The organism is Luteibacter sp. 22Crub2.1, from assembly GCF_900167995.1.
GTDB lineage: Bacteria > Pseudomonadota > Gammaproteobacteria > Xanthomonadales > Rhodanobacteraceae > Luteibacter > Luteibacter mycovicinus.
In genome coordinates, this window is the sequence record NZ_FUYT01000011.1 from 44,223 (window position 1) to 70,351 (window position 26,129).

24 protein-coding genes are annotated in these 26,129 nt (G+C 63.4%); 4 read left to right on the forward strand and 20 right to left on the reverse strand.

Annotation, left to right across the window (positions count from 1 at the left end; genetic code table 11):
- Window positions 1-39 precede the first annotated feature (39 nt).
- From B5X73_RS12740 to map, 3 genes are all read left to right on the forward strand, one after another.
- Window positions 40-1,227, forward strand: coding sequence for an MFS transporter (locus tag B5X73_RS12740; RefSeq protein ID WP_079521995.1), 1,188 nt, complete (start codon window positions 40-42; stop codon window positions 1,225-1,227).
- 327 nt (window positions 1,228-1,554) lie between these two features.
- Window positions 1,555-1,767, forward strand: coding sequence for a ParD-like family protein (locus B5X73_RS12745; protein WP_079521996.1), 213 nt, complete (start codon window positions 1,555-1,557; stop codon window positions 1,765-1,767).
- Window positions 1,764-2,546 (forward strand): type I methionyl aminopeptidase, encoded by a 783-nt coding sequence (gene map / locus B5X73_RS12750; protein ID WP_079521997.1) that lies wholly within the window; start codon window positions 1,764-1,766, stop codon window positions 2,544-2,546. Before B5X73_RS12745 ends, map begins: the two co-directional genes overlap by 4 nt.
- Here the strand turns inward: map and B5X73_RS12755 are convergent.
- The 10 genes from B5X73_RS12755 to B5X73_RS12800 form a co-directional block, all read right to left on the reverse strand.
- Complete coding sequence (locus B5X73_RS12755; RefSeq protein ID WP_079521998.1) at window positions 2,543-3,685, reverse strand: glycerate kinase; 1,143 nt, start codon at window positions 3,683-3,685, stop codon at window positions 2,543-2,545. The genes map and B5X73_RS12755 overlap by 4 nt on opposite strands.
- Window positions 3,682-4,209 carry a gamma carbonic anhydrase family protein gene (locus tag B5X73_RS12760; protein WP_043693232.1) on the reverse strand — a complete coding sequence of 176 codons (528 nt, stop codon included), beginning with the start codon at window positions 4,207-4,209 and terminating at the stop codon, window positions 3,682-3,684. Before B5X73_RS12760 ends, B5X73_RS12755 begins: the two co-directional genes overlap by 4 nt.
- Window positions 4,206-4,850, reverse strand: a complete 645-nt coding sequence (locus B5X73_RS12765) for a CoA transferase subunit B (RefSeq protein ID WP_079521999.1) — start codon at window positions 4,848-4,850, stop codon at window positions 4,206-4,208. The genes B5X73_RS12760 and B5X73_RS12765 overlap by 4 nt, the downstream gene beginning before the upstream one ends.
- Window positions 4,850-5,551 (reverse strand): CoA transferase subunit A, encoded by a 702-nt coding sequence (locus B5X73_RS12770; RefSeq protein WP_079522000.1) that lies wholly within the window; start codon window positions 5,549-5,551, stop codon window positions 4,850-4,852. Before B5X73_RS12770 ends, B5X73_RS12765 begins: the two co-directional genes overlap by 1 nt.
- A complete protein-coding gene (locus B5X73_RS12775) occupies window positions 5,548-6,870 on the reverse strand; it encodes an MFS transporter (protein WP_079522001.1) in 1,323 nt (440 codons plus the stop codon). The genes B5X73_RS12770 and B5X73_RS12775 overlap by 4 nt, the downstream gene beginning before the upstream one ends.
- A 21-nt stretch (window positions 6,871-6,891) precedes the next feature.
- Complete coding sequence (locus B5X73_RS12780; protein ID WP_079522002.1) at window positions 6,892-8,220, reverse strand: MFS transporter; 1,329 nt, start codon at window positions 8,218-8,220, stop codon at window positions 6,892-6,894.
- Window positions 8,221-8,293: 73 nt separating this feature from the next.
- Window positions 8,294-9,172, reverse strand: coding sequence for an SMP-30/gluconolactonase/LRE family protein (locus tag B5X73_RS12785; RefSeq protein ID WP_079522003.1), 879 nt, complete (start codon window positions 9,170-9,172; stop codon window positions 8,294-8,296).
- An 18-nt stretch (window positions 9,173-9,190) separates the two neighbouring features.
- A complete protein-coding gene (locus B5X73_RS12790) occupies window positions 9,191-10,123 on the reverse strand; it encodes a 3,5-dioxohexanoate:acetyl-CoA acetone transferase (RefSeq protein ID WP_079522004.1) in 933 nt (310 codons plus the stop codon).
- A gap of 35 nt (window positions 10,124-10,158) precedes the next feature.
- A complete protein-coding gene (locus tag B5X73_RS12795) occupies window positions 10,159-10,947 on the reverse strand; it encodes an SDR family oxidoreductase (RefSeq protein WP_079522005.1) in 789 nt (262 codons plus the stop codon).
- On the reverse strand, window positions 10,944-11,669 hold the full coding sequence (locus tag B5X73_RS12800; protein ID WP_079522006.1) for a GntR family transcriptional regulator: 726 nt from the start codon (window positions 11,667-11,669) through the stop codon (window positions 10,944-10,946). The genes B5X73_RS12795 and B5X73_RS12800 overlap by 4 nt, the downstream gene beginning before the upstream one ends.
- A gap of 937 nt (window positions 11,670-12,606) precedes the next feature.
- On the opposite strand from B5X73_RS12800, the gene B5X73_RS12805 reads away from it, so the two are divergent.
- Window positions 12,607-13,548, forward strand: coding sequence for a hypothetical protein (locus B5X73_RS12805; protein ID WP_139382780.1), 942 nt, complete (start codon window positions 12,607-12,609; stop codon window positions 13,546-13,548).
- A 55-nt stretch (window positions 13,549-13,603) separates the two neighbouring features.
- Here the strand turns inward: B5X73_RS12805 and B5X73_RS12810 are convergent, their stop codons facing one another.
- The 10 genes from B5X73_RS12810 to B5X73_RS12855 all read right to left on the reverse strand — a co-directional run bounded on the left by B5X73_RS12810 (window position 13,604) and on the right by B5X73_RS12855 (window position 26,017).
- Window positions 13,604-15,466, reverse strand: a complete 1,863-nt coding sequence (locus B5X73_RS12810; RefSeq protein WP_176167835.1) for a glycoside hydrolase family 2 protein — start codon at window positions 15,464-15,466, stop codon at window positions 13,604-13,606.
- Window positions 15,466-17,844: a GH92 family glycosyl hydrolase gene (locus tag B5X73_RS12815; protein ID WP_079522009.1), complete on the reverse strand. Its 2,379-nt coding sequence runs from the start codon at window positions 17,842-17,844 to the stop codon at window positions 15,466-15,468. Before B5X73_RS12815 ends, B5X73_RS12810 begins: the two co-directional genes overlap by 1 nt.
- Window positions 17,845-17,928: 84 nt before the next feature.
- A complete protein-coding gene (locus B5X73_RS12820; RefSeq protein WP_079522010.1) occupies window positions 17,929-21,111 on the reverse strand; it encodes a TonB-dependent receptor in 3,183 nt (1,060 codons plus the stop codon).
- 594 nt (window positions 21,112-21,705) lie between these two features.
- On the reverse strand, window positions 21,706-22,455 hold the full coding sequence (locus tag B5X73_RS12825) for an HvfC/BufC N-terminal domain-containing protein (protein ID WP_079522011.1): 750 nt from the start codon (window positions 22,453-22,455) through the stop codon (window positions 21,706-21,708).
- Window positions 22,452-23,285, reverse strand: coding sequence for an MNIO family bufferin maturase (locus B5X73_RS12830; RefSeq protein ID WP_079522012.1), 834 nt, complete (start codon window positions 23,283-23,285; stop codon window positions 22,452-22,454). Before B5X73_RS12830 ends, B5X73_RS12825 begins: the two co-directional genes overlap by 4 nt.
- A gap of 50 nt (window positions 23,286-23,335) precedes the next feature.
- Window positions 23,336-23,605: a BufA2 family periplasmic bufferin-type metallophore gene (locus tag B5X73_RS12835; protein ID WP_079522090.1), complete on the reverse strand. Its 270-nt coding sequence runs from the start codon at window positions 23,603-23,605 to the stop codon at window positions 23,336-23,338.
- 91 nt (window positions 23,606-23,696) lie between these two features.
- Complete coding sequence (locus tag B5X73_RS12840) at window positions 23,697-24,161, reverse strand: DoxX family protein (RefSeq protein ID WP_079522013.1); 465 nt, start codon at window positions 24,159-24,161, stop codon at window positions 23,697-23,699.
- 14 nt (window positions 24,162-24,175) lie between these two features.
- A complete protein-coding gene (locus B5X73_RS12845; RefSeq protein WP_079522014.1) occupies window positions 24,176-24,907 on the reverse strand; it encodes an HvfC/BufC N-terminal domain-containing protein in 732 nt (243 codons plus the stop codon).
- Window positions 24,904-25,740, reverse strand: a complete 837-nt coding sequence (locus B5X73_RS12850; protein WP_079522015.1) for an MNIO family bufferin maturase — start codon at window positions 25,738-25,740, stop codon at window positions 24,904-24,906. The genes B5X73_RS12845 and B5X73_RS12850 overlap by 4 nt, the downstream gene beginning before the upstream one ends.
- A gap of 7 nt (window positions 25,741-25,747) precedes the next feature.
- Window positions 25,748-26,017, reverse strand: coding sequence for a BufA1 family periplasmic bufferin-type metallophore (locus tag B5X73_RS12855; protein WP_036114246.1), 270 nt, complete (start codon window positions 26,015-26,017; stop codon window positions 25,748-25,750).
- Window positions 26,018-26,129: the final 112 nt, after the last annotated feature.

Consider the following 26,129-nt stretch of genomic DNA (forward strand, 5'->3'; position numbering starts at 1 on the left):
ACACGTGTTTTTCGTTCACTGAAAAGCCCTAACTACCGCATGTGGGCGGCCGGTGCGCTGGTGTCGAACATTGGAACGTGGATGCAGCGCACCGCCCAGGACTGGCTGGTTCTCGCGCAACTCACTCACCATGACGCCGCAGCGGTCGGTACCGTCATGGCGCTGCAGTTCGGACCGCAGTTGCTCCTGTTGCCGTGGACGGGTTTCGCCGCCGATCACTACGACCGCCGTACCCTGTTGATGGCGACCCAGGCGACGATGGGTCTGCTCGCCCTTGCACTCGGGCTGATGACCGTACTCGGCGTCGTGCAACTGTGGCACGTGTATCTGTTCGCGTTCGCTTCCGGCTGTGCCTCGGCTTTCGACGCCCCGGTACGCCAGACCTTCGTGGCCGACCTCGTTGGTGATGATGACCTGCCGAACGCCGTGGCGCTGAATTCGACCTCGTTCAATGCGGCGCGCATGATCGGGCCGGCCGTCGCCGGGCTGGTGATCGCTTCAGTGGGCACGGGCTGGGCGTTCCTGCTCAACGGCATCAGCTTCTTCGCGGTGCTGGGGTCGTTGTTTTTCCTACACGTGGACAGCTTGCATGCGAGGACGCGTGCCGTACGCACCAAAGGCAGTCTTACCGATGGGCTGCGTTACGTGTGGGGCAGGCCCGATCTCAAGGCGATTCTGGTCATGCTGTTCCTGATCGGAACGTTCGGTATGAATTTCCCGATCTTTATTTCGACGATGGCCGTCGGGGTGTTCCATACCGACGCGCGGGGCTATGGGCTTCTGTCGTCGATCATGGCTGTCGGCACGCTGGCCGGCGCCTTGCTGGCAGCCGGGCGCGATAAGCCGCGCTTTGCGTCGTTGCTGATCGGTTCGGCGGTCTTCGGTCTGGGCTGCGCACTGGCCGCAGTGGCGCCGGGCTACTGGTTTTTCGCCGCGGCCCTTGTCGTCATCGGTGTGGCCGCCCTGACTTTCACCAATACGACCAACAGCCTCATGCAACTGACTACCGCCGCCGCGATGCGGGGCAGGGTCATGGCGCTGCGTCTGGGTATCGCGCTGGGCGGGACACCGATCGGGGCACCTATGGTCGGATGGGTGGCCAATCATATGGGGCCGCGCTGGGCGCTGGGCGTGGGGGCGGCTTCGGGGCTGATGGCCGCTGGCGTCGGGATTTATACGATGCTCTATGACGCGCACCATGAAGCCCGCTTTCGCAGGTCTGGTTAGATATCTCAGCTCAATCGGTCAGCGCCTTAGTGCGTCATACGTCTTCCATACGGCGTGATCCCGGTCGCCTTTTCTCATTTCTACCCACGCATTTCCGGCATCAGGCCACGTTGGTGCGCTGCGTCACACTTGGCCGACATCCGTCGCAGCATGCTGGAGGCGTCCACTTCCCCCTGTGTGGACCGAGAGGCGCCGGCGCACGATGCGCTGGCGCCTTTCACTTATATGGAGGTTGATCGTCGGCCGCGCCTGGCTTTTGCACGGCATAGATGCTTCGTATATGATCCATATACGTTACGTATGCCCGGCAGAACCTCAGGAGGCCCCATGGGAATCGTCAACATCGACGACGACACACACGATCAGATTCGCCGCGCCTGCACGGTTTCCGGCCGGTCGATCAATGCCCAGGCCAGTTTCTGGATCCGGATCGGTGCGCTCTGTGAGCTCAATCCGTCCCTCAGCTTCCAGGAGCTGGTGGCGAACGAGCTACGCGGGGCCGGGGTCCACGCCTTGCCGGTGAGGTCAGCGCGAGCGTGATCAAGACGAGCGAAGAAGTCGCCGTCATGGCGGAAGCGGGGCGTCTGCTTGCGTCCGTGTTCCACCATCTGGACCAGCTTCCGCTGGCGGGCAAAAGTACCCTCGAGATCAACGACCTCGTCGAGCGGATGATCGTCGACGACCTGCAATCCCGTCCCGCCAGCAAGGGCCAGTACGGCTTCGCTTACGTACTCAATGCTTCGATCGACAACGTGGTGTGCCATGGCGTGCCGGCCGCGGACGATGTGCTTCGCGACGGGCAGATCGTCAATCTCGATATCACGCTCGAGAAGAACGGTTACATCGCCGATTCCAGCACCACCTATCTCGTGGGCGAAGCGTCCTACGCGGCACGACGTCTCGTCAGGGCGACCTACGAGGCCATGTGGAAGGGCATCGCGGAAGTCCGTCCGGGGGCGCACCTGGGGGACATCGGTCATGCCATCTCCCGGCACGCGCGGGACCATGGTTACAGCGTGGTGAAGGAATACTGCGGGCATGGCATCGGCCGGGAGATGCACGAGGATCCCCAGATCCTCCATTACGGCCGTCGCGGTACCGGCCTGGAGCTACGCGAGGGCATGGTGTTCACGATCGAGCCGATGTTGAACCAGGGCCGCTCCGCCATTCTCTCGCGAGAGGGCGAATGGCCCGTGTATACGCGTGATGGCAGTCTCTCCGCCCAGTTCGAACATACGGTAGCGGTCACGCGAAAGGGCGTCCGGGTGCTGACACTTCGCCCGGGAGAAGTACCTCTGTGCCCGTTGGATGAGGCCTAACGCGCAAGGCGAGAGGCATCCATCAGCCGTGCCACGTCCCGGGCCAGACTCGTAAGCAACGCGGAGGTGTCGGTCACGGCCTCCGCCAGCGACATCGGCCGCGAGACCAGCGAGAACGCGGCAGTGAGGCCGTATTCGTAGAGGTCCCGATAGCCTTCGCCGAGACTGCCGACCAGGGCCACCACCGGCACGTTCCGGCCCTTCGCCAGACGCGCGACACCGAAGGGCACCTTGCCCCTCACCGTCTGGGCATCCATACGGCCTTCGCCGGTGATGACGAGGTCAGCGCCATCGATGGCGTCTTCCAGGCCGTTCATCTCCGCAATCAGCGCCACGCCGGGGCGCAGCGTCGCCCGAAGCACGGCGAGCATCGCCCAGCCGGCTCCGCCAGCGGCACCGGCACCGGGCGTGCCGCTCCAGTCCTTGCCGGTTTGCACGGCGTGTACGGAAGCCAGTCGAGCCAAAGCGGCGTCGAGCTGCGGTACCAATGCGGCATGGGCGCCTTTCTGCGGCCCGAACACCGCCGACGCACCCGACGCGCCGCACAGCGGGTTGTCGACGTCGCTCGCGATGATCAGCTCAACGTCACGCAGACGTGGGTCGAGGTCATCGAGGATGAGCCGGTGCAGTGCGCCCAGCGCGAGGCCGCCGGGCGGCAGGGCACTCCCCGTGTCGTCGAGAAAGCGCGCGCCAAGCGCACGAAGCAAACCGGCGCCACCGTCGTTGGTCGCGCTACCGCCCAGTCCGACGACGATGCGCCGTGCACCGTGATCGAGTGCGGCACGCATGAGTTCGCCGGTGCCGTAGCTGTCGGCTTGCGCGGCATCGCGGCGATCCGGCGGCACACGCATCAAGCCGCTGGCTTCGGCGATCTCAAGGGTGGCCGTACTCGTATCGGCGTGCCAGGCCCATGTAGCGTCCACGAGGTCACCCAGCGGCCCGCACACTTTCCGGGAATGACGTTGCGCCCCCGTCGATGCGATCACGGCGTCGACGGTTCCTTCGCCACCATCGGCCATCGGCTTCAGCACGTAGTCGGCATCGGGCCACACATCGGCGAGGCCATCACGAATGGCCCGCGCGACCGATAAGGCGTCGAGGCTTTCCTTGAAGGAGTCCGGGGCGATGACGATCTTCACGCATCGTCCTGTGGCGTCAGTCCGGCGGCGAAGCGCGCGGCATTGGCGACGTAGTGGGCCGCGTTCTCTTCGAGACCCTGGCGTTGCTCGTCGCTGAGTTCGCGTACGACCTTTGCCGGCGATCCCACGACGAGCGAGCCGTCGGGAATCTGCTTGCCCTCGGTCACCAGTGCATTCGCGCCGATGATGCAGTGCTTGCCTATGACAGCGCCGTTGAGCACCACGGCGTTGATCCCGATCAGCGTGTGATCGCCCACGGTGCAGCCGTGGAGCATGGCGTGATGACCGATGGTGACGCCCTTGCCGATGGTCAGCGGTGATCCGGGATCGCTATGCAGGACGGCGGCATCCTGTACGTTGCTGCCTTCGCCGATGACGATGGGCTCGTTGTCGCCGCGTACCACCGCGTTGAACCACACGCTGGCGCCGGCGTGCAGGTGAACGTTGCCGACCACCACAGCCTGGGGTGCGATCCAGCTGTCCGGATGTGCGTTTACGCGAGTATCGCCGAGCTGGTATTTCATGGGGTGTTTCCATCTGGGGCGTGTACGGTACAACCGGTGGCATCACGGAATTCACCGAGGGTGACATCGGGCGCGAGCTCGACCAGTCGCAGGCCATCGGCCGTGACATCGAGTACGCCCAGATCGGTGATGATCCGGTCGACGACCGCGACGCCGGTCAAGGGCAGGCTGCACTCGTGGAGGATTTTATGCGCCCCCTTCGCCGTGTGTTCCATCAATACCACGACACGCTCGACGCCCGCGACGAGGTCCATGGCGCCTCCCATCCCTTTGACCATCTTCCCCGGGATCATCCAGTTGGCGAGGTCGCCCCGTTCGGACACCTGCATCGCGCCGAGGATGGCGAGGTTCACGTGGCCACCGCGGATCATGCCGAAGCTGAGTGCGCTGTCGAAGAAGCTCGAGCCGGGCAGGGCGGTTACGGTCTGCTTGCCTGCGTTGATGAGATCGGGATCGACGGTGCTCCTCGTGGGGAACGGGCCGATGCCCAGCAGGCCGTTCTCCGACTGAAGCCACACGTCCATGCCCTCGGGAATGTAGTTGGCCACCAGCGTCGGCAAGCCGATGCCCAGATTGACGTAGAAACCGTCGGCCAGTTCGGCGGCGGCGCGGCGCGCCATATCGTCGCGATCCCAAGCCATCAGTTTGCCTCCGTCAGGGTGAGTTTCTCGATACGCTTTTCGGGCGTCGCGTTCAGCACCAGGCGCTGGACGAAGATGCCCGGCAGATGAATATCGTCGGGATGCAATTCGCCATTTTCCACGATGCGCTCCACCTCGGCCACGCACTGCTTGCCCGCCATCGCGCATAACGGGTTGAAGTTACGCGCGGTGCTGGCGAAGCGCAGGTTGCCCGAACGATCGGCGACGGCGGCTTTTACCAGCGCGACGTCCGCACGGATCGACTTTTCCATCAGGTACGTTTCGCCCGCGAAGTCGCGGGTTTCCTTGCCTTTAGCCACCTCGGTGCCGACGCCGGTGCGGGTAAAGAAGGCGGGGATGCCGCAACCGCCCGCGCGAAGCTTCTCGGCAAGCGTACCCTGCGGCGTGAACTCGAGCTCGAGTTCGCCGGCAAGGTACTGACGCTCGAACTCCTTGTTCTCGCCCACGTAGCTGGACACCATCTTGCGCACCTGCCGCGACTCCAGCAGGACACCCAGGCCGAAGTCGTCGACACCCGCATTGTTGGAGACGACGGTGAGGTTGGTTGCGCCATGCTCGCGCACGGCGTCGATCAACGCCTCGGGAATGCCGCACAGGCCGAAGCCACCGACGGCCAGGGTCTGTCCGTCGGCCAGCAGATCGGCCAGTGCCGCCTTGGCGCTGGGGTAGAGCTTGTTCATCGATTCACCTTGAGAAGATCGGGGGAAGGAGTCGCGCGTTCCTCGCTGCCATGGCGCAGTCGCGTCGCGGCGATAGCGGAAAGCAGGAGCAGTCCGGCGATAACGATCAGTCCGTCATGCGTGCTGCCTGTATGCGCTTCCACAGCACCCATCAGGGAGGGGCCGAGGAAGCCACCCAGCAAACCGCAGGTGTTGATAAACGCCAGGCCGCCCGCGAGTCCGCGGCCGGTCAGCCGCGACGTGGCGTAGGTGAAGATCAGCGACTGCACGACGAAGAACAGGAAGGCGGCCACACAGAACCCGAGCATCGCCACGACCGGGCCCGTCCATGCGGCAACCAGCAGTCCGACGGCCATCAGCACGAGTCCGCCGCGCAACAGCCATGCACTGCGTGTGGGCGTGTTCGCCAGCCGGGGTATGGTCATCGTGCCGATGGCGGAGGCCAGCCAGGGCAAGGCACTGAGGCAGCCCACCTGAAGATCGCTCAGCTTTCCGTAGCCGGCGATGATGCCGGGCAGGAAGAAGATCACGGTATAGATGGCTATCTGGTGGCAGAAGTAGATCAGGATCGCCAGCAGGATCTGTGGGTCGGTGAAGCATCGGGCCAGCCCACTCGCTCCCTTACCGCGCTTCGTTTCAATCGCCACGGCCTCATCAGCGATCCGCCGTTCCATCGCATCGCGCTGTGCAGGCGTCAGCCAGCGCGCCCGGGCAGGGCGGTCAGGCAGGGTGATGAAGACCACGGCGGCAAAGGCTGTCGCCAGCAGGCCCTCCACCGCGAACATCCACTGCCAGCCGTGAAGTCCGAGCTTGCCTTCCAGCCCCAGCAAAGCACCGCCCAACGGGCCGCCGATGACATTGGCCAGACTCACGCCGACCAGGAAGTAACCAGTGGCCCGGGCGCGCGATGCTTCTCCGAACCAGTAGGTCAGGTAGAGCATCACGCCCGGGAACAATCCGGCCTCCGTGGCGCCGAGCAAGAGCCGCAGCACGTAGAACGAGGTCTCGCCCTGCACGAGCGCCATGCCCGCAGAGACCAGTCCCCATGTCGCCATGATCCGCGTGATCCAGAAACGCGCGCCCACGCGGTGCAGGATCAGGTTGCTGGGTATCTCAGCCAGTGCGTAAGTGAGGAAGAACAGGCCTGCACCTACCCCGTAGGCCACGGTCGACAGGCCGAAGTCGACCTGAAGATGCGTCTTGGCCAGCGCGATGTTGCTGCGATCCAGGAAACTGATGATGTAAGCCACCACCAGTACCGGCATCAACTTGCGCATGACCAGGCGTTCGGTGTCTTGTGACGGGCTGAGGATGCTCATGGCTGTTCTCCGGGGATCCGGTCAGGCGGCCGCCCGTGGGTTGTGGTGCTGGCTGCCGTAGCGGGTGAACAACTGCAACAGGACACCGGCGAGCGCGCATCCGGCCATCACGAAGAAGCAGACGATGTACCCGCTGAGGCTCTTCCACCCGCCGCCCATGGAGATGAGGCCGCCCATCAGTACCGGTGCGATACCGCCACCGATGAACATTGCCGTGGTGATGATGCCGTTGGCCGTCGACGTGGCGCGCGGCTCCGCCGAGTCGGACGCTACGGCGTAGTAGATCGGCCACACCGCGTTGGCCACAAGGCCGAACAGCAACTGCGTCGTGATCAGCATCGCCATGTTCTGGGCGAAGTAGAACGCCGCTACCGACGCGGCCATCCACGCGCCGCAGATCACCAGCGTGATTTTCCGGCCGATGATGTCCGACAGGCTGGGCCAGATCAGCTGACCGAGAATGCCGGTGATGGTGAAGACCACGCTCATGCCCGCGGACTCCGCCAGCGACAGGCCGGAGATGTTGTACAGGTACGCCGGCAGCACCACGTTCACGCCCATGTAGACCACCTGCGTGAGCATCGTGTTGCCCGCGGTGAGCGCGATGTTGCGGTTGGTCAGCGTGGCGACAAAAGTCTTCCAGGTTTCGCCCTTGGCGACCTTCACGCCATCGCCCAGATCCGGGGGCGTCATACCCTTCTCGGCGATATCGGCGTACAGCGTGTCGACGCGTGCGGCGGTCGAATAGCGAGCCCAGAAGATCATCAGCGGAATGGCGACGATCAGGGCGAGGAAGAACACATAGCGCCAGTGACCCTCGCCGAAGGTGCTGATGACGAAGCTGGCGATCAGGCCGCTGAGCATCGCACCGACGGGGTAGCCCGTGTGGTGCGCGCCGAGGGCGAAGCCGCGGCGCTGTACCGGCCACCATTCTGCCGTGTTGCTGACGCCGACCGGTTCGCCCCAGCCCGCGCCGAGGTTCACGCCGACGCGCAGCGCGACGAACGACCAGAGCTTGCCGGTCAGTGCCTGGAAACCCGAAAGGAACGAGATGAAGGTGTAACCGAGGACCAGCGGCACCTGAAAGCGTGCACGCTTCCAGCCGGCGCCATAGCGGTCGCTCATGATCGAGCCGGGGATATCCAGCAGAGCCAGAGCCAGCATGACCACCGTGACCACGGTACCCCACTGATCGGGGCTGAGGTTGAACTCCTTGGAGATGGTAGGGCCAAGTCGAAGGATGATTTCCCGGTCATAGGCATTCAGGACCCAGATCAACCAACAGACCAGCAGGGAGACCCACGAGAAGCGATGGATATTCTTCAACGGTGCTTCGGTTTTTTTGAACATGACACTCCCCCCGGCGCGTCACGGCACCGTTAGTGAGATGGATCGGATCCTGTGGAAATCCCGTGCGCGAGGCTCAGGAGGCGAAGCGGCGCTCCGGCACGCCTCGTATACCCAGACCGGTGATGGCGAACAGCGATCCGCGCTGCTGGCCGTCGCCGGGGAACCTCGGCAAGGGCGGCTTGCCCATCGAGGTGACGTATAGGACGTCCATGTCCGGCCCGCCGAACGCCACGCTGGTGACCTTGCGCACCGGCATCTCGATAACGCGGTCCACCTCGCCATCCGGTGTGTAGCGAATCAACTTGCTGTCGTACACCAGCGCCTGCCAGACACAGCCTTCGGCATCCACCGTGGCACCGTCCGCGGCGCCGCCGCCGGACGTATCGACCTTGGCGAACGTGCGACGGTTGCTCACCTTGCCGCTGGCGTTGTCGTAGTCGTACGCCCAGATCTCGCCTGTCCACGTATCGGCGAAGTAGAAGATCTTGCCGTCGGGGCTCCAGCACGGACCGTTCGAACAGATGATGTCTTCCTCCAGCACGTGCAGGGAAAGATCGGGGTCGAGACGAAACAGCTTGCCCGAGCCTTTTTCTTCCTGCATGTCCATGGAGCCGACCAGAAAGCGCCCGTGGCGATCGACCTTGCCGTCGTTGAGGCGGTTGGTGGTCATGCCCGGCTCGGGATCGATGATGAGTTGCAGGTCGCCGTTGCCCAGGTCGAGGTCGTGGATGCCGTTCTCCATGGCGACCAGCGCATGGTCGCCATGTTTGCGCAGCGCCATGGAACCGATCTTCTGGCCGACTTCCCAGCCGCGTAGTTCGCTGCCTTCCGCGGTGCAACGCAGGATACGGCCGTCCATGCTGTCCACCCAGTACAGCCGCTGCTGCTCGACGTCCCACTGCGGGCCTTCACCCAGGGTGGTCTTGATGTCGACGAGTACTTCGATCTTCATGACGCTCTCCCGGGATGCTTAGAAATCGACCTGATTGCGGCCCTTGAGCTGCAGGATCTCGCGCGCTTCGTCAGGTGTCGCCACGCGGTGGCCCAGTGCTTCGATCACGGTGCGGATGCGGCGGACCTGTTGAGCGTTGCTCGCGGCGAGCTGGCCGGGACCGTCCCACAGCGAGTCTTCGAGGCCGACGCGTGCGTTGGATCCGATCGCCAGGCCCATGGTCGCCAGCGGAATCTGGTTGCGCCCGGCGCCGAGGATCGACCAGACATAGTCCTTGCCGAGCAGACGATCTGCCGTACGACGCATATGCATCAGGTCCTCCGGATCGCCACCGATACCGCCGCGCAGACCGAACACCGACTGCAGGAACACAGGAGTCTTGAGCAAACCACGCTGCACGAAGTGCTGCGCCGCGTAGATGTGGCCGATGTCGTAGCACTCGACCTCGAAGCGCGTGCCGTTCTTCGTGCAGCTTTCGAGAATGTAGGTGATGTCACGAAACGTGTTGCGGAAGATGCGGTCGTCGCTCTCTTCGAGGTACGGGCGTTCCCAGTCGTATTTGAAATCCTGGAAGCGTTGCAGCATTTCGTACAGACCGAAGTTCATCGAGCCCATGTTGAGCGATGCCAGTTCGGGCTTCAGCAACAGGGTGGGCTGCAGGCGCTCTTCCACGCCCATGTTGGGCGCGCCACCGGTGGTGATATTGATCACCACGTCGCTCTGCTTCTTGATCTGCGGGAGGAACTGGCGGAACAGGTTCACGTCCTGGCTGGGCTGGCCGTTTTCCGGATTGCGCGCGTGCAGGTGGACGATGGCGGCACCTGCTTCTGCCGCGCCGAGCGCCGCATCACGGATTTCATCGGGCGTGATCGGCAGATGGGGCGACATCGACGGCGTGTGGATCGCACCGGTGACGGCGCAGGTGATGATGACGGGCTTGGCCTTGGCCATGGGGAGACTCCGGAACGAAAAGGGAGGAAGGGGGCTCAGAGGTATTCGACGTTGCCGTCGACGCTGATGGCCTGACCGGTCACGTTGCGTGCGGCGGGCGAGCAGAGGAACAGCGCCATGGCGGCTACGTCCTCCGCAGTGACCATGCGGCCCAGCGAGATCTTCTTCAGGTATTCCTTTTCCATCTCCGGATAGGGCAGGCCCAGCTGGGTGGCGCGATCGCGGATCACGCCTTCCATGCGGGGCCCTTCGACGATGCCCGGCAGCAGGGCATTGACGCGGATATCGTCAGGACCGAGTTCCGATGCCAGCGATTTCATGAGACCGATCACGGCCCATTTGGTCGCCGCATAGGGGGTGCGCCACGCATAGCCGAGGCGGCCGGCCACGGACGACATGCACAGCAGATGCGCGCGGTCGGACTGTTTGAGCAGAGGCACGGCGTGGTGCGCAAAGCGGTACTGCGCATTGAGGTTGATATCGACGGTGGTCTTCCACGCCTCAGGCGCGATCGCATCGATGCCGCCCGTGGGGCCGGCGATGCCCGCGTTGTTGATCAGCACATCCAGGCCGCCGAAGCGCTCTTCCTGGACACGGAAGACATTCGCTACCTGGTTGGCATCGGAGACATCGGCCAGCGTGGCGAGCGCACCGGGACGCGCCGCGTTGAAGGCGTCGACGGCCTTGGCGCTGACGTCGCACACGTGCACGGTGGCGCCCGCTTCGATATAGGCATCCGCCAACACCGCACCGATGCCGGACGCGCCGCCCGAGATCAGCACACGCAAGCCAGGCTGGGGCACCATCCGATCGAGAATCGTCATGCTTTGGTTCCTTTCTTCTTTTGTGTGGGGGCGCGACCGCTGCTGTCGGCCAGCAAATGCGTGAGGGAGTCGGCGGCCTGCATGATGTCGTCGGCCACGGCGGCCCTCGCGGCGGGGCCATCACGATCCACCAGTGCCTCGACGATGCGGCGATGCGCCTCCATCGAGCGGCGCAGATGCGCCTTGTCCGGCGCGACGAGCCCGAAGCACGGGCCCATGTGCAGCCAGAACGTCTCGACGGCGGCGATCACCAGTTCGGTGCGGGCGACGGCATAGATGCGGCGGTGGAAGGCGAAGTTGGCCCAGAGGTAATCCGGAACGTTCACGCTCGTGACGGCGGCCTGCATCTGCTTGTAGATCGCGCGGATCTCGGCGAGATCGTTCTTGTCGATCAGGGCCGCGGCTTTCTCCGCCAACAAGCCTTCGAGGGCGACGCGGGCATCGCGGATTTCACGAAGGCGGGCGACGGTCATGACCGGAACGCGGATGCGCGCGGTCTGTGTCACTTCAAAGGCGCGCTCCGCGTGCAACCGGTGCAACGCTTCGCGTACCGGCATCGGGCTGGAGCCCAGCGCCTCGGCCAGACCTCGGATCGTCAATGGCTGGCCGGGCTCGAAGCGGCCGCTCATCAGGGCGTCCCGCAGCTGCCGATAGACCTGATCCACCAGCGTGGAGCGGGTGACTTCAGTCAGGGTGGGGAGGGCTTTGGGATCGACGCTCATCACGGGGCCTTCGTTGCGATGTTTGATATGTGATCACAAAAAAGCGGGCGTCGAAAAGCTGCAGCGCAACATGCGCGTTTTCGGTACCACGGAGGTTTGGCGCTACGTAACCCGGCGAGGGGTCGAGCAGTCTGGCTTGGATCGATTCGGTAACGTTGGCGGGTGGTCCCGGCGATGGAGCCAGCGCATCACCACGGAAGGCGGCGGGCTGCGCTTCTGCTCGGAGACGGCGCAGGGCCGCTGCACCTTGGCAGCGCGCTCACTTAAGGACGGGTTGCTGAGGCACGGAGGGAGATCTCCTGTCGGGATTGATGTCGCTCGCCTACATCCAGGTGAGGGTCGATACAGCGATCATTTCCCGGGCACAACACCAACCTTTCGGTACGTGCGCCACCAGCCAACCTTCTTCCCAGGGTCTCACATGAAAATGATTATTCTTGCTGGAGCATTCGCTCTGGCACTGAGCTTCGATGCGTGCGCTTCGAGTTATCAACTACAGAACGAAGCAGCCTCTTCTGAAGAGGTCCTCGACGCGATAAGTGCTCCTATTCGGACCCGGGCGCAATTAGACGCTTATCTGGCCGTCACGCCAAATTCCCCCATTCATCGGTTTGGAGAGGCGAAGATGAAGACGTTTCTCGCATCGCTGATGTTCTCTCCGCGAGGACTCGGTTCGTATTCGAGCGTAGAGCTTGAGGGTATGCACTCTTCCGAGGTCTACAGCATCCTGGCGCTCTTTGGATTGCAGACGACGACACGAGCCGTTCGGACGCGTCGTGCAACAACCGAGAATGACAATCGAGTCGAGCGTCGTTTGAGGCGGTCACTTCCACCTACCCGTGGGGGCGCAGCGTGCCTCGTACACAAGGGCGGTAGCAGCCATGTTTGCGAGCGGCTCGAAGGTGCGGTCTGCTCGTATCTTTGTCGGACTCACTAGGTGAAAAAACGTCCTGATTCGCGAACATGTCGGAGCGGCGCCCTTTGGGTTCTTTCGTTTCTGGCATTTTACGCGTCGCCCGTACTCAGCGGCGTGCGTCATTCGGGCGATGTGCTGTGGGCCGAGGTTTCATCGATCCGTCTCTCGGCGATTACTCCCAAAGAGAAGTCGTTGGCACTGAAGCGGCTCTATAAAAGGTCGCTGGCGGAGTGGATTGCCAGCCTGGAAGTACAGCAGGAAGCGGATCTTCGCATGCTCTTCCGCATGCTGAAGACCTCGAGTTTCTTCGCGCAAGCGGGAGACTACGACGCGAGAAGTTTGTATCTGCATGGCATGCGCGACGTACTGAAAGAGCTTCGGCGGCGAAACATTGCAGCCGAAAGTGAAGTCCAGGCGTACTACGAAGCTCTGATTACGGCCAGGGATTTTGTCGCATCGGCCCAGCTGAGACAGGCATACCCCGAGGATGATTTCTACGACTATCGCCATTTTGAAGTCACTACGGCCCCAGGGCCGGGCCATCCGATGGGATATGTCGAGCATGACGGCGGCCTGAGTCTGGTTGAGCCGACCACACCGGCAAAGGGCACGTACGTGGTCGTCGTCATTGGGTGTCACTTCGCCGAGGATGCGGCCTCGAAAGTGCTACGCGATGCCGAGCTGGCCGGGATGTTCAACAAATCCAACGTTACCTGGCTGATCAGTGGCGCGGAACTGGACCGCGAGGTTCTGACCGAGTGGAATCGACGGTTTCCGATGTTCCCGGCGATGATCGCTTTTGATAACGCGGCCTGGAAGGGCGTCGACTTCACTGCCTCGCCTACGTTCAATGTCTTCCGTGACGGGAAGGTCGTGGAATCGATCTCAGGGCTTGATTCTGCTGAGAATGTTGAACGTCTTCGGCGAATACTGGCCTCACATGACGAAGAGGCGGAAAAATAAAAAAAGAGCCCCGGATTGCTCCGGGGCTTTGGGAAAAAGGAACAACTGTTGAAATTCAGAGGGACGGGCTACCCGCCTTGATGGTCGCCTCATTGATCGCGCGGACTTTGGCCTCGTCGACCTTTTCGATTTTCCGATCGTACGTGTACAAGCCGTTGTGCTCGCCTTCGACGTCCGTGATCTGCGTATAGACCGAGCCGGACACACCGATACCCGGGCCCTTGTCACGCAATACGGCCGTGTTCGCGACATAGCCGGCGTTCAATGCGGCGTTGTCCTTCACCTCGCCGTACGGATTGATCGGTGTGTTCGGCCACACGTGACCCGGTACGCCGAGCGTCAAGCCGCCATGCTCACCATCCATCGATGCGCGGGTCGCATCCGGAGCCGGCAGGCCGGGACCCTGATAATCATGGATGTCGTAAACGTCACCCGCATGCGGGTCGCCCTTGGTGTCGCAGCAGTTCGCGCCGCTGCGCGCATTGACCAGGCGCGAAGGATCGAGCTGCTTGATCTGCGTGGCCAGTTCACCGGCGGCGGGAATGCTCCACTGGCCCCAGCCTTCGTTGAACGGGATCCAGCCGATGATCGAGGTCTCGCCCTTGAGCTGCTCGACGATGGCCGTGACATCGGTCTTGAAGCCGGCCTTGGCGGCATCGCTGAGCTTCTCGTTGTGGCCGTTGGGCAGGGCGGGCATGTCCTGCCACACCATCAGGCCGATGTGATCGGCCCAGTAATACCAGCGCGCCGGCTCGACCTTGATGTGCTTGCGGATGGTGTTGAAGCCGAGATCCTTCGTCTTCTGGATATCGAACTTCAGTGCCGCGTCGGTGGGTGCGGTATGGATACCGTCCGGCCAGTAGCCCTGGTCGAGCGTTGCGAGCAGGAAGGTCGGCTTGCGGTTCAACACGATCCGGTTGAGGCCACCGACGTTTGCGAGGCCGATGGTGCGCAGACCCGCGTAGCTGGTGACATCGTCATGCTGGTCACCTTTGGCGAGCGTCGCCTTGAACGTGTACAGGAACGGGTCCTGTGGGCTCCATAGCCGCGGATGGGCGATCGCCAGATGAAGCGGTGCATTGGCGGGCCCGGTCGCCTCACCGACGGGCTTGCCCTCCGCGTAGGCGGTGACGTGCAGTGTGGCATCCGCCTTGTCGCCCTGCAGCTTCGAAGTCACCGTGAAGGCGTCCAGGCTGGAGGCCGGCGTGAAGGTCAGCTGCGCCAGACTGGTGGCGCTGACCGACTCGATCCACACCGACTGCCAGATGCCCGAGGCCGGCGTGTAGAAAATGCCTTCAGGCTTGAGGCGCTGCTTGCCGACCATCACGTCTTCGCCGTCGACCGGTGCGTGCACCGTGACGACGATTTCCTGCGGGCCCTTGGCCTTCAGGGCCGAGGTGATATCCGTGGCGAACGACGTATAGCCGCCCGTGTGCTTTGCGACCTGCGTGCCGTTGACGTAGACCGTTGCATCCTGCGCCACCGCGCCGAAGTTCAGCATCACATGCTGACCCTGGGCGGTGAAGGCGGCGGGGACGTCCACGGTGCGGCGGTAGGTCATGAAGTCGGCATGTTTCTGCACACCCGAGAGGACGGACTCGATCGGGTAGGGCACCAGTACCTTGTCTTTCAGTGCCTGGCCGAAGGTCGGCTTCGCCTCGGTGTCGCTCGCCGCGTACTGCCAAAGCCCATTGAGGCTCAGCCACTGCGGGTGTTCCAGCGACGGGCGCGCAAGCTGTGGCCGCGGGTATTCCGGCAGCGCGTTGGTGGGCGACACCTTGCCGGTCCAAGGCGTGGCGAGCGGGGCGGCCTTGCCACTCCAGGTCGAGGCCGTGTCAGCCGCCGCCATGGCGACCGGAGCGAAGGCGGCAGCCATCCCCATGGCGAGGCAGGCGTGCCGCAGGTGGGTCGTACGCATCATTGAGGATCCTTTTTTGCGGCCGACATGGAGGGCGGCGCGTCGTTCGGGTCGGTGCCCCAGGTCTTACTGGGTGCGGGACCCATCGTGAGCACCAGTGTGGCGCCCTCGGCGATATCGGAATGACTGAACCACGGTTTGGTCCACGGCTTCCCGTTGAGCGTAGCGGACTGAATGTACGGATTACGGTCCGAGTTGTTCCGGGCAACGATCTCAAACACCTTGCCGTTACCAAGACGCAGGCGGACACGGTCGAAGATCGGGCTTCCGATGATGTAATCGGGCGTCGCCGGGTCGACGGGATAGAAACCCATCGCGCTCAAGGCGTACCACGACGACGTCGATCCCTGATCGTCCATCCCCGGGTAGCCGTAGCCCGAGGCGTCGCTGCCGTACAGATCGGCGAGAATGCGACGCACCAGCGCCTGCGTCTTCCACGGCTGACCACTCCACGCATACAGATACGGCGCCTGCTGGTCCGGCTGATTACCCTGCACGTATTGCCCGATCACTCCGGTGCAGTCGCGGCAGATGCCTTTGGGCTGGTAAGGCGTGGAGAAGAACGTATCCAGCCTGGCGTTGAACGCGTCTCGGCCGCCCAGCAGGTTCATCAGTCCCTGCACGTCATGCGGCACGAGCCACAGCGTCGACCAGCCCGAACCTTCCTTCATCATGAAGTTGTAGTAAGGCTCGGCGGGATCGAACGGCGAGATCCATTTGCCGTCGTCGGTACGTCCGCGGAAGAAACCTGTCGAGGGATCGAATACGTTCCGATAGTTCGCGGAGCGGCGTTCGAAGAGGTCGGCATCGTCTTTCTTACCCAGACGTCGTGCCACGTCGGCCAGCGCATGGTCGTCCCACGCGTATTCCAGCGTGGTTGCCACGCCGGCCTTCCCGCCGGCATAGGGCGGACTCGGGTTGCCAGGGGGGACGATGTCGGAGATCCATCCGTTCTTGTCGTATTCCGCGAGATAACCACGCGGACCCCTGGGGTCCGTGGCATTCTTGCGTAACGCGTCGTAAGCGGCTGCATAATCGAACGGAATGCCGCGCTGCATGGCACCGTCGTACAGGAACACGGCATGGTCGCCGTGGAACGAGGTGTTCATGTAACCGCGTTCGTGCGCGCGATCCAGCTCCGAGCGCATGATGTCCTGGACGACGCCAGGCTCGAGCAGCATCAGCAGCGTGATCTGGTTCCGGCCGGTGTCCCAGAAGGGCACTGGTCCGTAATGATCGTATGCCGCCACCTGATCCTTGCCCGCGGCGTCCGTGTAGTGCTCACCCTTGCGGGCGATCATGCGCGGGCTGGCGAACGAGTGGTAGAGCGTCGAATAGAACAGTGTGCGCTGCTTCGGGGTGCCGCCACTCACTTCCACGCGATCGAACAGCTTTGCCCAGGCCACGCGTGCGCTGGCGTGTACGCGGTCGAAGTCGGTATCGCTGTCCTGCGCATGCAGTCGCTGATCCGCTTCTTCGGCGCTGTGTCCGTGAGCGATGCGTACGACCACCTGATCGCCCGCCTTCGTGTCGAAGGTGACATAGCCACCCGCGTAGCTACCCGACACGTTGCGTCGTCCGGCCTGTACATCTTCGCCACCCAGACCTTCGCCCTTATCGCTCAGGTTCGCGTGAAACGTGCCGAAGCTGGCGAAAGGCCGGGAGAACTCCGCGACAAAATAGGGACCATCCGCGTCGTGGTCGCGACGCCCCGCGGTGGCGACACCGCGAATCGTGCGGTCGTTGACCACTTCCACGTCGCCGCCGTCCCGGCGCAGGTTGATCACCACGTTCGAACGATGGCTTTCCGGGAAGGTGAAACGCATCAGGCTGGTCCACTGCGACGCCGTCAGCTCCACCTTCGTGTGGAACGTGGCGAGATCGACGGCGTAGTAGCCTGGCGATGCTTTCTCGGTGGCCTTGTCGTAGTACGACGTGGCGTAGTCGGGCGGCACGGTCCAGTCGCCGACGACCGGCATGACCATGGGTGCGCCACGTGCGCCATAGGTCGATCCGCCGCCGGTGAAACCGATCATGGCGGGACGTCGGTAGTCATAGGCGACGGGCACGCCCGTGGGGAAGCTGAGGTCGGCGTTGATGTTGACCGGCGCCGCTTCGGTCGCGCTTTGCGGCAGGCTGGCGCCGGGCGTGGTCATGCCGGTGTAGAGCGGCTCGCCCGGGGGCGGGGCATTGCCGATCAGTTCCTTGCGATCCAGCGAAGCGGTGCCGACTAGCGGGTTCGCCAGATCGAGCGACGATCCGGGCGGCGCGGCGGCTGTCTTCTCTCTGGCTCGCCCGTCGCCGATGGTGCCGAACAGCAGCAGCGACAGCGCGACGGTGAGAGCACGGCCGGGAAGGCGTGCCTTATGCGAATTCATGGTGTTTTCCTTCGACGGAGTGGGGAGGCATCCGTTGAAACGGAAACGGGGTCAGGCGATGCGCCTGACCCCGTCTGTTTTTACTCAGGTACCGTCGCCGAACTTGTACGTCACACCGACGTAGTACTGGCGGCCGGCGTACTCGAGCGAGACGAGGCGTGCCCGGGTGTCGCCACCGAGGTACTGGTGAGGCGTCGCCTTGTTCAGGTTGATCACCGAGGCGGTCACCATGACGTGCTTGTTGAACTCGTAGTCACCGTTCAGATCGATCTGGTGGTACGGCTGCGAGTAGATCGGGAGGCCCGACGCCAGACCCTGCATGGTGCGGCCCGTCCAGTTGTCGCTGGCGCGCAGCAGCAGGCCGTTCTTTTCGTAGAACACCGAGACGTTGGCGGCGTACTTGGCGCTGCCGATCAGCTCGGCCTTGCCCACCGCGGTATCGCCCAGCGTCACGGCCGTTTCGTTCGTCTTGTTGAGCGTGTAGTTGCCGATGTAGCCGAAGCCCGAGTCCCAGGTGTGCTGGGTGTAGAGCTCGATACCCTTCGACGTACCCGAACGGCCGTTGGCGTTGGTGCTGTACTGCAGGAAGTTCTCTTCCGTGCCGCCGACGTTCACCGTGAGGTTGTTCACGGTCACGGGCACGACAAAGTTCTTCACCTTCTTCTGGAAGAGATCCAGGCCGAGCACCGAATGCTCGGCGTAGTACCACTCGCCGGCCAGGTCGAACTGCGTCGCCGTGAACGGCTTCAGGTCGGCGTTGGCGCCGCTGCCGTACCAGCCGGGCAGGGGGGCACCGAACTGCTTGCGGTCGTTGTAGTACTCCTGGGTGTTATTGGTCAGGCTGCCCAGCTGCGCCAGATCGGTATAGTTGGCACGGGCCAGTGCCTGCGAGCCGGCCGCGCGAACCAGGAAGTCGTCCGTCACGTTCCACGCGATGTTGAAGCTCGGCAACAGCTTGTTGTAACGCTTGGACGTCGTGGCGTTGGTGTAGTTCTGGATGACCGCGACTTCGCGGGGCAGGTACTGGAAGTCACCTGCCGCGCAGGCGCCGCCACCGGCGTTCACACCCGATGCCGGGCAGATGAGGATGTTGCCCGCCGGATCGTGGTAGTACACCGCGTTGTTGGTCGTGATCTGATCCGCGACCGTCAGGTCCTGCTTGGTGCTGACGAAACGCAGGCCGACGTTGCCGCGAATCGTACCCGTGTCGAAGTTGGCCTGGACGTACGCCGCGGCGATCTTCTCCTGGATCGACGACTTGTTCTCGGGATGGTTGTAGAGCACCCGGTCGTACGTGGAGTTGAGGTAGTTGTAGTACGCCGGGAAGTTGATCGCCGGGAACGTATTGTCGTTGTAGACCTCGCTGCTGCCGTCCAGGCTGTTGGCCTGCAGGAAGCCCGCGGGCAGCTGGCCGGCGTTCGGGTCGCAGGTCTGGAACTGCGACTCGGTGCCCTTGCAGTACCAGCGCACCTCGTTGCTCTGCTGCTCGGCCTTGTTGTCGCGGTATTTCACGCCGAACTGCAGCGACTGCATCCAGCTGTCGTCGAACGCCCAGGTGAAGTCCGCCTGTGCGAAGTTCTGCGATGTCGTGGTGTTGACCATGTTGGAACCGGTCGAGCCCAGGTCGACCTGGCCCGCGCCGTTCTGCATGGCCTGCAGTACACCCGGAGCCGCGGTGAGGGTCGGCTTGCCGTCCAGGGTCCATGCGGCACCGTTGCTGCCGTCGACCCACGCGCCGTTGACGAAGTTACGCGGCTTGGCGGCCATGCCCAGTTCGACCGAGGGTCCGCCCTTGGCCCACGTGCGGCCGACGTTGAAGGTACCGCTGAGCGCGCCGCCGTTGTCCCACTCGCCTTCGAGATTGAGCGTCTGCGAGGTGGCTTTCTCGACGGAGTAATTGCCGGTGACCCACGGGATTTCCGTGGAGCACACGTCGACGGCCTGGCGCACCGCACCCGTGCTCGGGTTGACCGTGGCGTTACAGCCCGTGCCAGCGGGTGGCAGCACGTAGTTGGCACCCGTCACGACGGTGTGCGACGGATCGAAAGACAAGCCGTTGTTCGCGAGCAGGCGGCCCTGCTGGTCGGCGTAGTTGCTGTTGCCCGGCAGGCCCCATTCGGGCACTTCCAGCGTGTTGGTGATCTGGGTCTGCTCGCGCTGAAAACGGAAGTAGTTACCCGTCAGCAGGAAATGATCGCTCGGCTTGAATTGCATGGTCGCCTGGGCGCCCTTGGTCTTCAGGTCAAGCTGGTTCCGGCTGGTCGAGAACTGCTGCGGCATCCAGTAACCGTTATAGGTATTGCCACCCTGATCGACGACGCCACCGCCGGACCAGAGGTCGATATTGGGTGCGACGTCGCCGCCGTACGGCTTGCCGTGTATATCCGTCGGCGGCGCGGTACAGGTGGCGTGGTCGGTGCAATCATTGCCCCACCAGTGCCAGCTGTTGGCGTTGGCGGTGTAGTTGATGTCACGACGCTTCTGTTCGGAACCGGCGACGAGGAAGCCGAAGGTCTCGTCCTTGTTTTTCCAGGACCAGAGCGCGGAAACCTGAGGCTTGATCTTGCTGCTGTTGTCCGAGCCGGCCATGTTCGCGGAGACGAAGCCGTCGTTGGCCTTCATTTCCAGCGGACGGCGGGTGCGCAGGTCGACGTTGCCGCCGATACCGCCTTCGTCGAGGCGCGCCTCGAGGCTCTTGTAGAGCTTGATGTCCGAGAACATGTTGGCGGGCATCAGGGTGTAGTTGAACGAGCGCGTCAGACCGGCGGAAGTATCGGCCGAGGCCACGTAGTTGCCGTTCAGTTCGGTGAGGGTCAGTTCGGGCGCGAGGCCGCGGATACTGACCGTCTTGCCTTCGCCGGACTCGCGGCTGATGACGACGCCAGGGACGTGGGCGAGCGCGTCGGCGATATTCTTGGCCGGAAACTGCGCGATGTTCTGCGCATTGATCACTTCGACGATGGAGTTGGCTTCGCGCTTGTCCTGGACGTTCTGGTCGATGGACTGGGCATACGTCGTGACCACGACGGCGTCGAGGTTGGTCGTGCTGTCGTCCTTCGCCTTGTCGGTTTTCCGGGTCTTTTCGTCCTGTTTCGCTTTGGCACTATCGGTGGTCTGCGCCGTGGCGTCAGAGCTTGTCGCGACGGGTGCGGCGGCCTGCGCGAAGGCGGTCGCCGGAACGGCGAGCAGGCCCGCGAAGGACAGGGTGGCTACGGCGAGTGCGGCGCAGAGCGGCTTGCGCTTGAGCATGTGTGGCAGATAAGTCATTGCGATTACTTCCCTCAGTAATGTGCGCGCACGTTGAGACGGCGCGTTGATCCCCGTTTCATCACTGCAGATACCCGGTCTAGTTCTGCACACGGCCTCCTGCTGGAACCAGTTACATCGATCCAAAATTCCACGCCCGACAAGCCCCCGCTTGTCGGTGATGGTCTCTCTGCGGTTTTCTATGGGTTAAAGCGGATGCCCGCCTGCGCAACCACCGTTTTCCAACACGGGGTCGTAGGAGCGCGCCTGCGCGAGACCCGTGTAACGGTCAGCATCCCTCACCGTGGGAAACAGGCAGCACTCCTCGCGCAGGCTCGTTTCACGGCGATACGATCGTTTCGTGCGTTCATGCGACAGCTTCCCAAATCCCCACCCAAGGCCCGACAGGAAGCAGCGTTGTGGGAAGCCACGCTTTATGCGTCATCCCCAGACTGTCCCCACCCCACGATCCAGGTCGTCCACGTCATCGCTTGAGCGACGTGACGTGGATCACACACTTAGATCGATCTAAATCCCCTGTGGAGAATTAAGCCGTTATTGCGCGTTTGTGTCACGCTGCGCTGCAAAAACTCGGGCTCGAAAATGGACGAGGGGTCAGCCGGTTTCCCGCACACCGGTAATCAATCCGTCGGTCGCCCAGGCGCGAAGCAGCGATCCCGCCGCGGAGGCGACGTCTTTCTCACGCGCCGTCGAGGACAGCCACTCGCAGACTTCGCCAAACGTTGCGCCCGCGACCAGCAGATCGAGACAGGCGTGTTCCGCACGCGTCATGGAAACGAAGCGTGGCGTCAACTCATGCCGCCAGACGCGGACGCCTTGACCGTTATCGGCTGCGCCGTCGGCTATACGTGTATGTGTTCGCTGGCCGGACGCGATGCCGGCCCATAGGGCGGGTGCGTTCGTGTGCAGCTGTCGGTACATGAGGGTGGGAACGAACGAGAACTGGACGCCATCCCAATCCCTCACGTGCAGTTCCTCGAGCGCGAGGCCTGAAGCGTTTCTTCCGGAAAACGCGGCGCGAAGTGCCCATTCTAGCCACGCCAGTTCACCCAGTTCGAGCCTTTCCGGGAAGGCTCGCGCAAGATAGTCCGGAAACTCGCTGCCGTAATGATCCAGTGACCAGGACGTTGAACCGTGTACTTCGATATAGGCCCCGGCATGCACATCGAAGACGTCGTCGCCCAGCCACGCCGCGCATTTCTCGTAGGTATCGCGCAACGCGGCCAGCAGCTGACCGCGCACGTTATTTGCATACACGCGCTGGCCGGCCGCCGACAGCTCAGGCACCGGGCGTCCGGTCATGACCGCCGTGAGCAGGCGGCGCTGGAGGTCGCCCAGACTCATGGCGTCGTAACGATCGCCGGTTGTCGCGCCCGTTCGAGTTCCGACAGCAACTCGGGCAATGGCGGAATGTGGTCATCACGTTCAATCATGACGGCGACCTCGCCGAGGCGCGGGACGAATCGCCAGTACAAATCCCAGACGGTGTCGGCCACCGGGGCGTCGTGCGTGTCGACGAGCATGTCCACGCCCTGGCTGTGACCGGCGAGATGGATCTGGCGCACACGGTCAAGGGGCAAGCGCTCCATCCATGCCTCGGTATCGAGTCCATGATTGGTCGCGCTGACGACGATGTTGTTGACGTCGAGAAGAAGAAAGCATCCCGTGCGTTCGCACAGTGCCTTCAGGAAGCCCGGTTCATCCATGGTGTTGTCGGAAAACGACAGATAGGTCGACGGGTTCTCGAGCACGAGTGCGCGTCCGAGGGCGTCCTGCGCATCGAGCACGTTTCTGGCGAGGACATCGAGCGCTTCGACCGTATAGGGAAGAGGGAGCAGGTCGTGGGAGTTGATGCCGCCGACACCGGTCCAGGACACGTGATCGGATAGCCACAGGGGCTCGATGGTGTCGGCCAGCGCGCGCAGGCGCCTGAGGTAGTCGAGGTCGACACCGTCGTCCGAGCCCAGGTTCATTGAGACGCCGTGAAGCGCGACGTCGTAGCGGTCACGGATGCGTGCAAGCGTATCCAGGGGCCGGCCGCCTTCGACCATGAAGTTTTCCGAGATGACTTCGACGAAGTCCACCGGCTGCTGACGCGCGAGGAACTCGGCGTAGTGAGCTATGCGAAGCCCGAGCCCGTAACCGTGAAACGGTGGAGGTATGGTCGGTTGCATCGACAGTCCTTCAAGGTGGCCCGGCCGTATATATCGGCCGGGCCCGACGATCAGGCCGCGGGCGGCGTGGTGCTGCCGTTCTGTGCCTTGCACTCCTGCACGGAGACGGCCTTGAAGCCCTGGCCCTTGCATTCGTTCTGCCCCTTGCACTGGTGATTGCCCGACTTGCAATCGGACGTCCCCTTGCAGCTGTTGATGCCATAACAGTGGACGGTCTTGCCGGCAGCCTGTTCGGCGGCGTGTGCCGGTGCGCTGATGGCGGCGGCGGAGACGGCGAAGAGGGCGGCAGCCGCGGCGATGCTGTGGGTGGCGGTGTTCATGGCGTTCTCCAGAAGGTGTGCCGGAAGTGGCATTGATTGATTCGTTGCCGATGGCTATTCGGTTACAGCTGCCCGCACTATCTTTTCGCGTTCAGCGAATGCCGAATGCATGATCGAGCGACACGCGTCCGCCTCCGCGTGCGATCAGGTGCAGCAGGATGGCCGCCCAGGACAGATGGGTAGGCCATGCGTCGGGATACACGAAGATCTCGATGATGGTCGTCATGCCGAGGAGAACGGTGGCGGAGAGGCGCGTCATGATGCCCAGCACCAGGAGTACGGGTACAAAAGTTTCGACGTAGGCGGACATGTGCGCCGCAATTTCCGGCGGCACCAGCGGAAGCTTGTATTCCGTGCGGAACAGTTCGTACGTGCTCTCCGTGATGGTCAGAAAACCTTCGACCTTCGTGCGTCCGGACTGGAAGAAGATCGCGGCGATGGAGACGCGGGCTACCAAGGCCAGGAAGCTGTGGCCGATGTGGGATTCGACCGCTCCGGCGATCGCGTTCCACCGTGCGCGCACGGAATTGCCGGAGAAAAAGCGTGGTTCGTTCATGGGAATCAGATCCTTCAGGGTGAGGCGAAGGCACCCGCCTCGACGAGGAGGGCGACGAGCAGGTCGATGCGGGTGCCGGGGTAAGCATCGGTGGTTGTACGGATCGCATCGGCCAGCGACAGACCGGCCTCACACGCATGCACGAGAGACAACACGGCGGGACTGGCTGGCGTGACGCGCACCTCGTGATTGCGCCGGGTAATCATTACGGCTTCCGGCTCCCACACGAGGCCGCCATCCACCGCCTCGCCGGCCCGGCTGGGTGACCAGATGGAGAAGGCGGGCAGGTCGGAGGCAAAGGTACGAGTCGCCGGATGGATGGTGAGACGCCATGACGTCATGGCGGTGGGGTCCGCCTGCCGCAGCGGTTCCAGGTCGAGGTGCGGTGCATCCGCCGCGATGTAGCTCTCCGTCCATAAGCGGTCTATGCGCGCGACGTCAGGTAGATAAGGCAGTTCGGAAGCGGGTGCGAACCTTGCGAGGAAGTCGGCAAAGCGTTCACCGTAGGCCACCAGGCGTGCGTCACGCGGGGGCTCCTCGCTGGCGAAGATGGCCGCTGCCGACCGGAACCAGTCGCGCCCCACGAGACACGATACCGCGGGGTAGTTGGCTTCGAGGGCATCGATGCACCCACGCATCACCGTGTTGCGGTACACGGCGAACGCAGGATGGTCGGAGAACGCCGTGCGGCTGCCATCCGCCCTTAAAGCCTCCGCGAACGTTTGCTGGAAAGACGCGGAGTTCATGGCGTTCGTCCGTGCGCATTGGCAAGAATCGCCTGAGCGATATCGCGCTCGGCCAGCAGCGTCGGGAACGATGGAACGTTGCCATCGCGCTCTATCAGGGTCGGCACCGGACCTGTCTTTTGCAGTGTGTAGCTGTAGAGGTCCCACACCTCGGTGGCGACCGGTGCATCGTGCGAATCGATCAGGAGGCCTTCGAGTCCCTCGTCGAATGCGTGTCCGGCCAGATGGATCTCGGTGACGAACGAAAGAGGGAAGGCATCGATGTAGTCGTGGGCATCGGCGGCGAGATTTCGGGCGCTGACGTGGACGTTGTTGATATCCAGCAACAGACCGCAGCCCGTGCGTCTGGCAAGCTCGGCCAGAAATGCCGTCTCGCTCCACTCATGCCCGTCGATCGGGAGGTAATGGGCTGGGTTTTCAAGCGAGATGCGCCGCCCGAGTGCCGTCTGCGTCCGGTCGACGTGCTCGACGATTCTCGACAGGGCCTCGTGCGTCCGGGGGAAGGGAAGCAGGTCGGGAAGATAGTTCCCGTTCCACGATGACCACGCGAGGTGCTCCGATACCAGAACGGGCTGCGTTCGCTCGATGAGGGTCCTCAGCCGCCGCAGCCACACGGGATCGGGCGGGGTCTCCCCGGCCAGTGACAGGGAGACCCCGTGTAGCGACAGCGGGAACCTCGACGCGAGCGCATCCAGCAGCGCCAGTCGCGGCCCACCATCCACCGCGTAGTTTTCCGGATGGATCTCGAGCCAAAGGGCCGGCGACGCACAAGCGAAGACGTCGTCAGCGTGCTGGGGCTTGAAACCGATACCCGCGGTGGGTGCGAGGGTCATGGCGAGCTCAGCCCACCTTGGTCAGGGAGCCGTTGCCCTTGGGGGTCTTGATGGCGGTACACGTGCCGGCCGGGACGTTCTTCCACGCGTTCTTCTGATAATCCGCCTTGGCGGTACCTGCGCATGTCGTACCGGGGCCGGCGGCACAGTCGTTCTGGCCGGCCTTGGCGACACCCCAGCATTTTTCGACGGCGGGCTTGGCGGCGTCGGCGTGAGCGACACCGGCGGTCAGGGCGGCGAAGGTCAGGGCGAGGGAAGCGATGTGGCGATGGTTCATGGCGGTCTCCTTGGGTCCGGACACGGCGTCCGGTACAGGAGAATTCGCTTGAAAGGGCCCGCTGGTTACACCCGGACATCGCGAGGTGTAACCGGATGGGGCGCGGACGCGA

Coding starts and splice junctions, on each gene's coding strand:
- B5X73_RS12760 (WP_043693232.1), bottom strand. CDS start 4,209: ATGAAATACCAGCTCGGCGATACTCGCGTAAACGCACATCCGGACAGC.
- B5X73_RS12810 (WP_176167835.1), bottom strand. CDS start 15,466: ATGCGTACGACCCACCTGCGGCACGCCTGCCTCGCCATGGGGATGGCT.
- B5X73_RS12845 (WP_079522014.1), bottom strand. CDS start 24,907: ATGAACTCCGCGTCTTTCCAGCAAACGTTCGCGGAGGCTTTAAGGGCG.
- B5X73_RS12855 (WP_036114246.1), bottom strand. CDS start 26,017: ATGAACCATCGCCACATCGCTTCCCTCGCCCTGACCTTCGCCGCCCTG.
- B5X73_RS12770 (WP_079522000.1), bottom strand. CDS start 5,551: ATGAACAAGCTCTACCCCAGCGCCAAGGCGGCACTGGCCGATCTGCTG.
- B5X73_RS12815 (WP_079522009.1), bottom strand. CDS start 17,844: ATGAATTCGCATAAGGCACGCCTTCCCGGCCGTGCTCTCACCGTCGCG.
- B5X73_RS12830 (WP_079522012.1), bottom strand. CDS start 23,285: ATGCAACCGACCATACCTCCACCGTTTCACGGTTACGGGCTCGGGCTT.
- B5X73_RS12775 (WP_079522001.1), bottom strand. CDS start 6,870: ATGAGCATCCTCAGCCCGTCACAAGACACCGAACGCCTGGTCATGCGC.
- B5X73_RS12765 (WP_079521999.1), bottom strand. CDS start 4,850: ATGGCTTGGGATCGCGACGATATGGCGCGCCGCGCCGCCGCCGAACTG.
- B5X73_RS12850 (WP_079522015.1), bottom strand. CDS start 25,740: ATGACCCTCGCACCCACCGCGGGTATCGGTTTCAAGCCCCAGCACGCT.
- B5X73_RS12800 (WP_079522006.1), bottom strand. CDS start 11,669: ATGAGCGTCGATCCCAAAGCCCTCCCCACCCTGACTGAAGTCACCCGC.
- B5X73_RS12780 (WP_079522002.1), bottom strand. CDS start 8,220: ATGTTCAAAAAAACCGAAGCACCGTTGAAGAATATCCATCGCTTCTCG.
- B5X73_RS12740 (WP_079521995.1), top strand. CDS start 40: ATGTGGGCGGCCGGTGCGCTGGTGTCGAACATTGGAACGTGGATGCAG.
- B5X73_RS12745 (WP_079521996.1), top strand. CDS start 1,555: ATGGGAATCGTCAACATCGACGACGACACACACGATCAGATTCGCCGC.
- B5X73_RS12820 (WP_079522010.1), bottom strand. CDS start 21,111: ATGACTTATCTGCCACACATGCTCAAGCGCAAGCCGCTCTGCGCCGCA.
- B5X73_RS12795 (WP_079522005.1), bottom strand. CDS start 10,947: ATGACGATTCTCGATCGGATGGTGCCCCAGCCTGGCTTGCGTGTGCTG.
- B5X73_RS12790 (WP_079522004.1), bottom strand. CDS start 10,123: ATGGCCAAGGCCAAGCCCGTCATCATCACCTGCGCCGTCACCGGTGCG.
- B5X73_RS12840 (WP_079522013.1), bottom strand. CDS start 24,161: ATGAACGAACCACGCTTTTTCTCCGGCAATTCCGTGCGCGCACGGTGG.
- B5X73_RS12785 (WP_079522003.1), bottom strand. CDS start 9,172: ATGAAGATCGAAGTACTCGTCGACATCAAGACCACCCTGGGTGAAGGC.
- B5X73_RS12835 (WP_079522090.1), bottom strand. CDS start 23,605: ATGAACACCGCCACCCACAGCATCGCCGCGGCTGCCGCCCTCTTCGCC.
- B5X73_RS12825 (WP_079522011.1), bottom strand. CDS start 22,455: ATGAGTCTGGGCGACCTCCAGCGCCGCCTGCTCACGGCGGTCATGACC.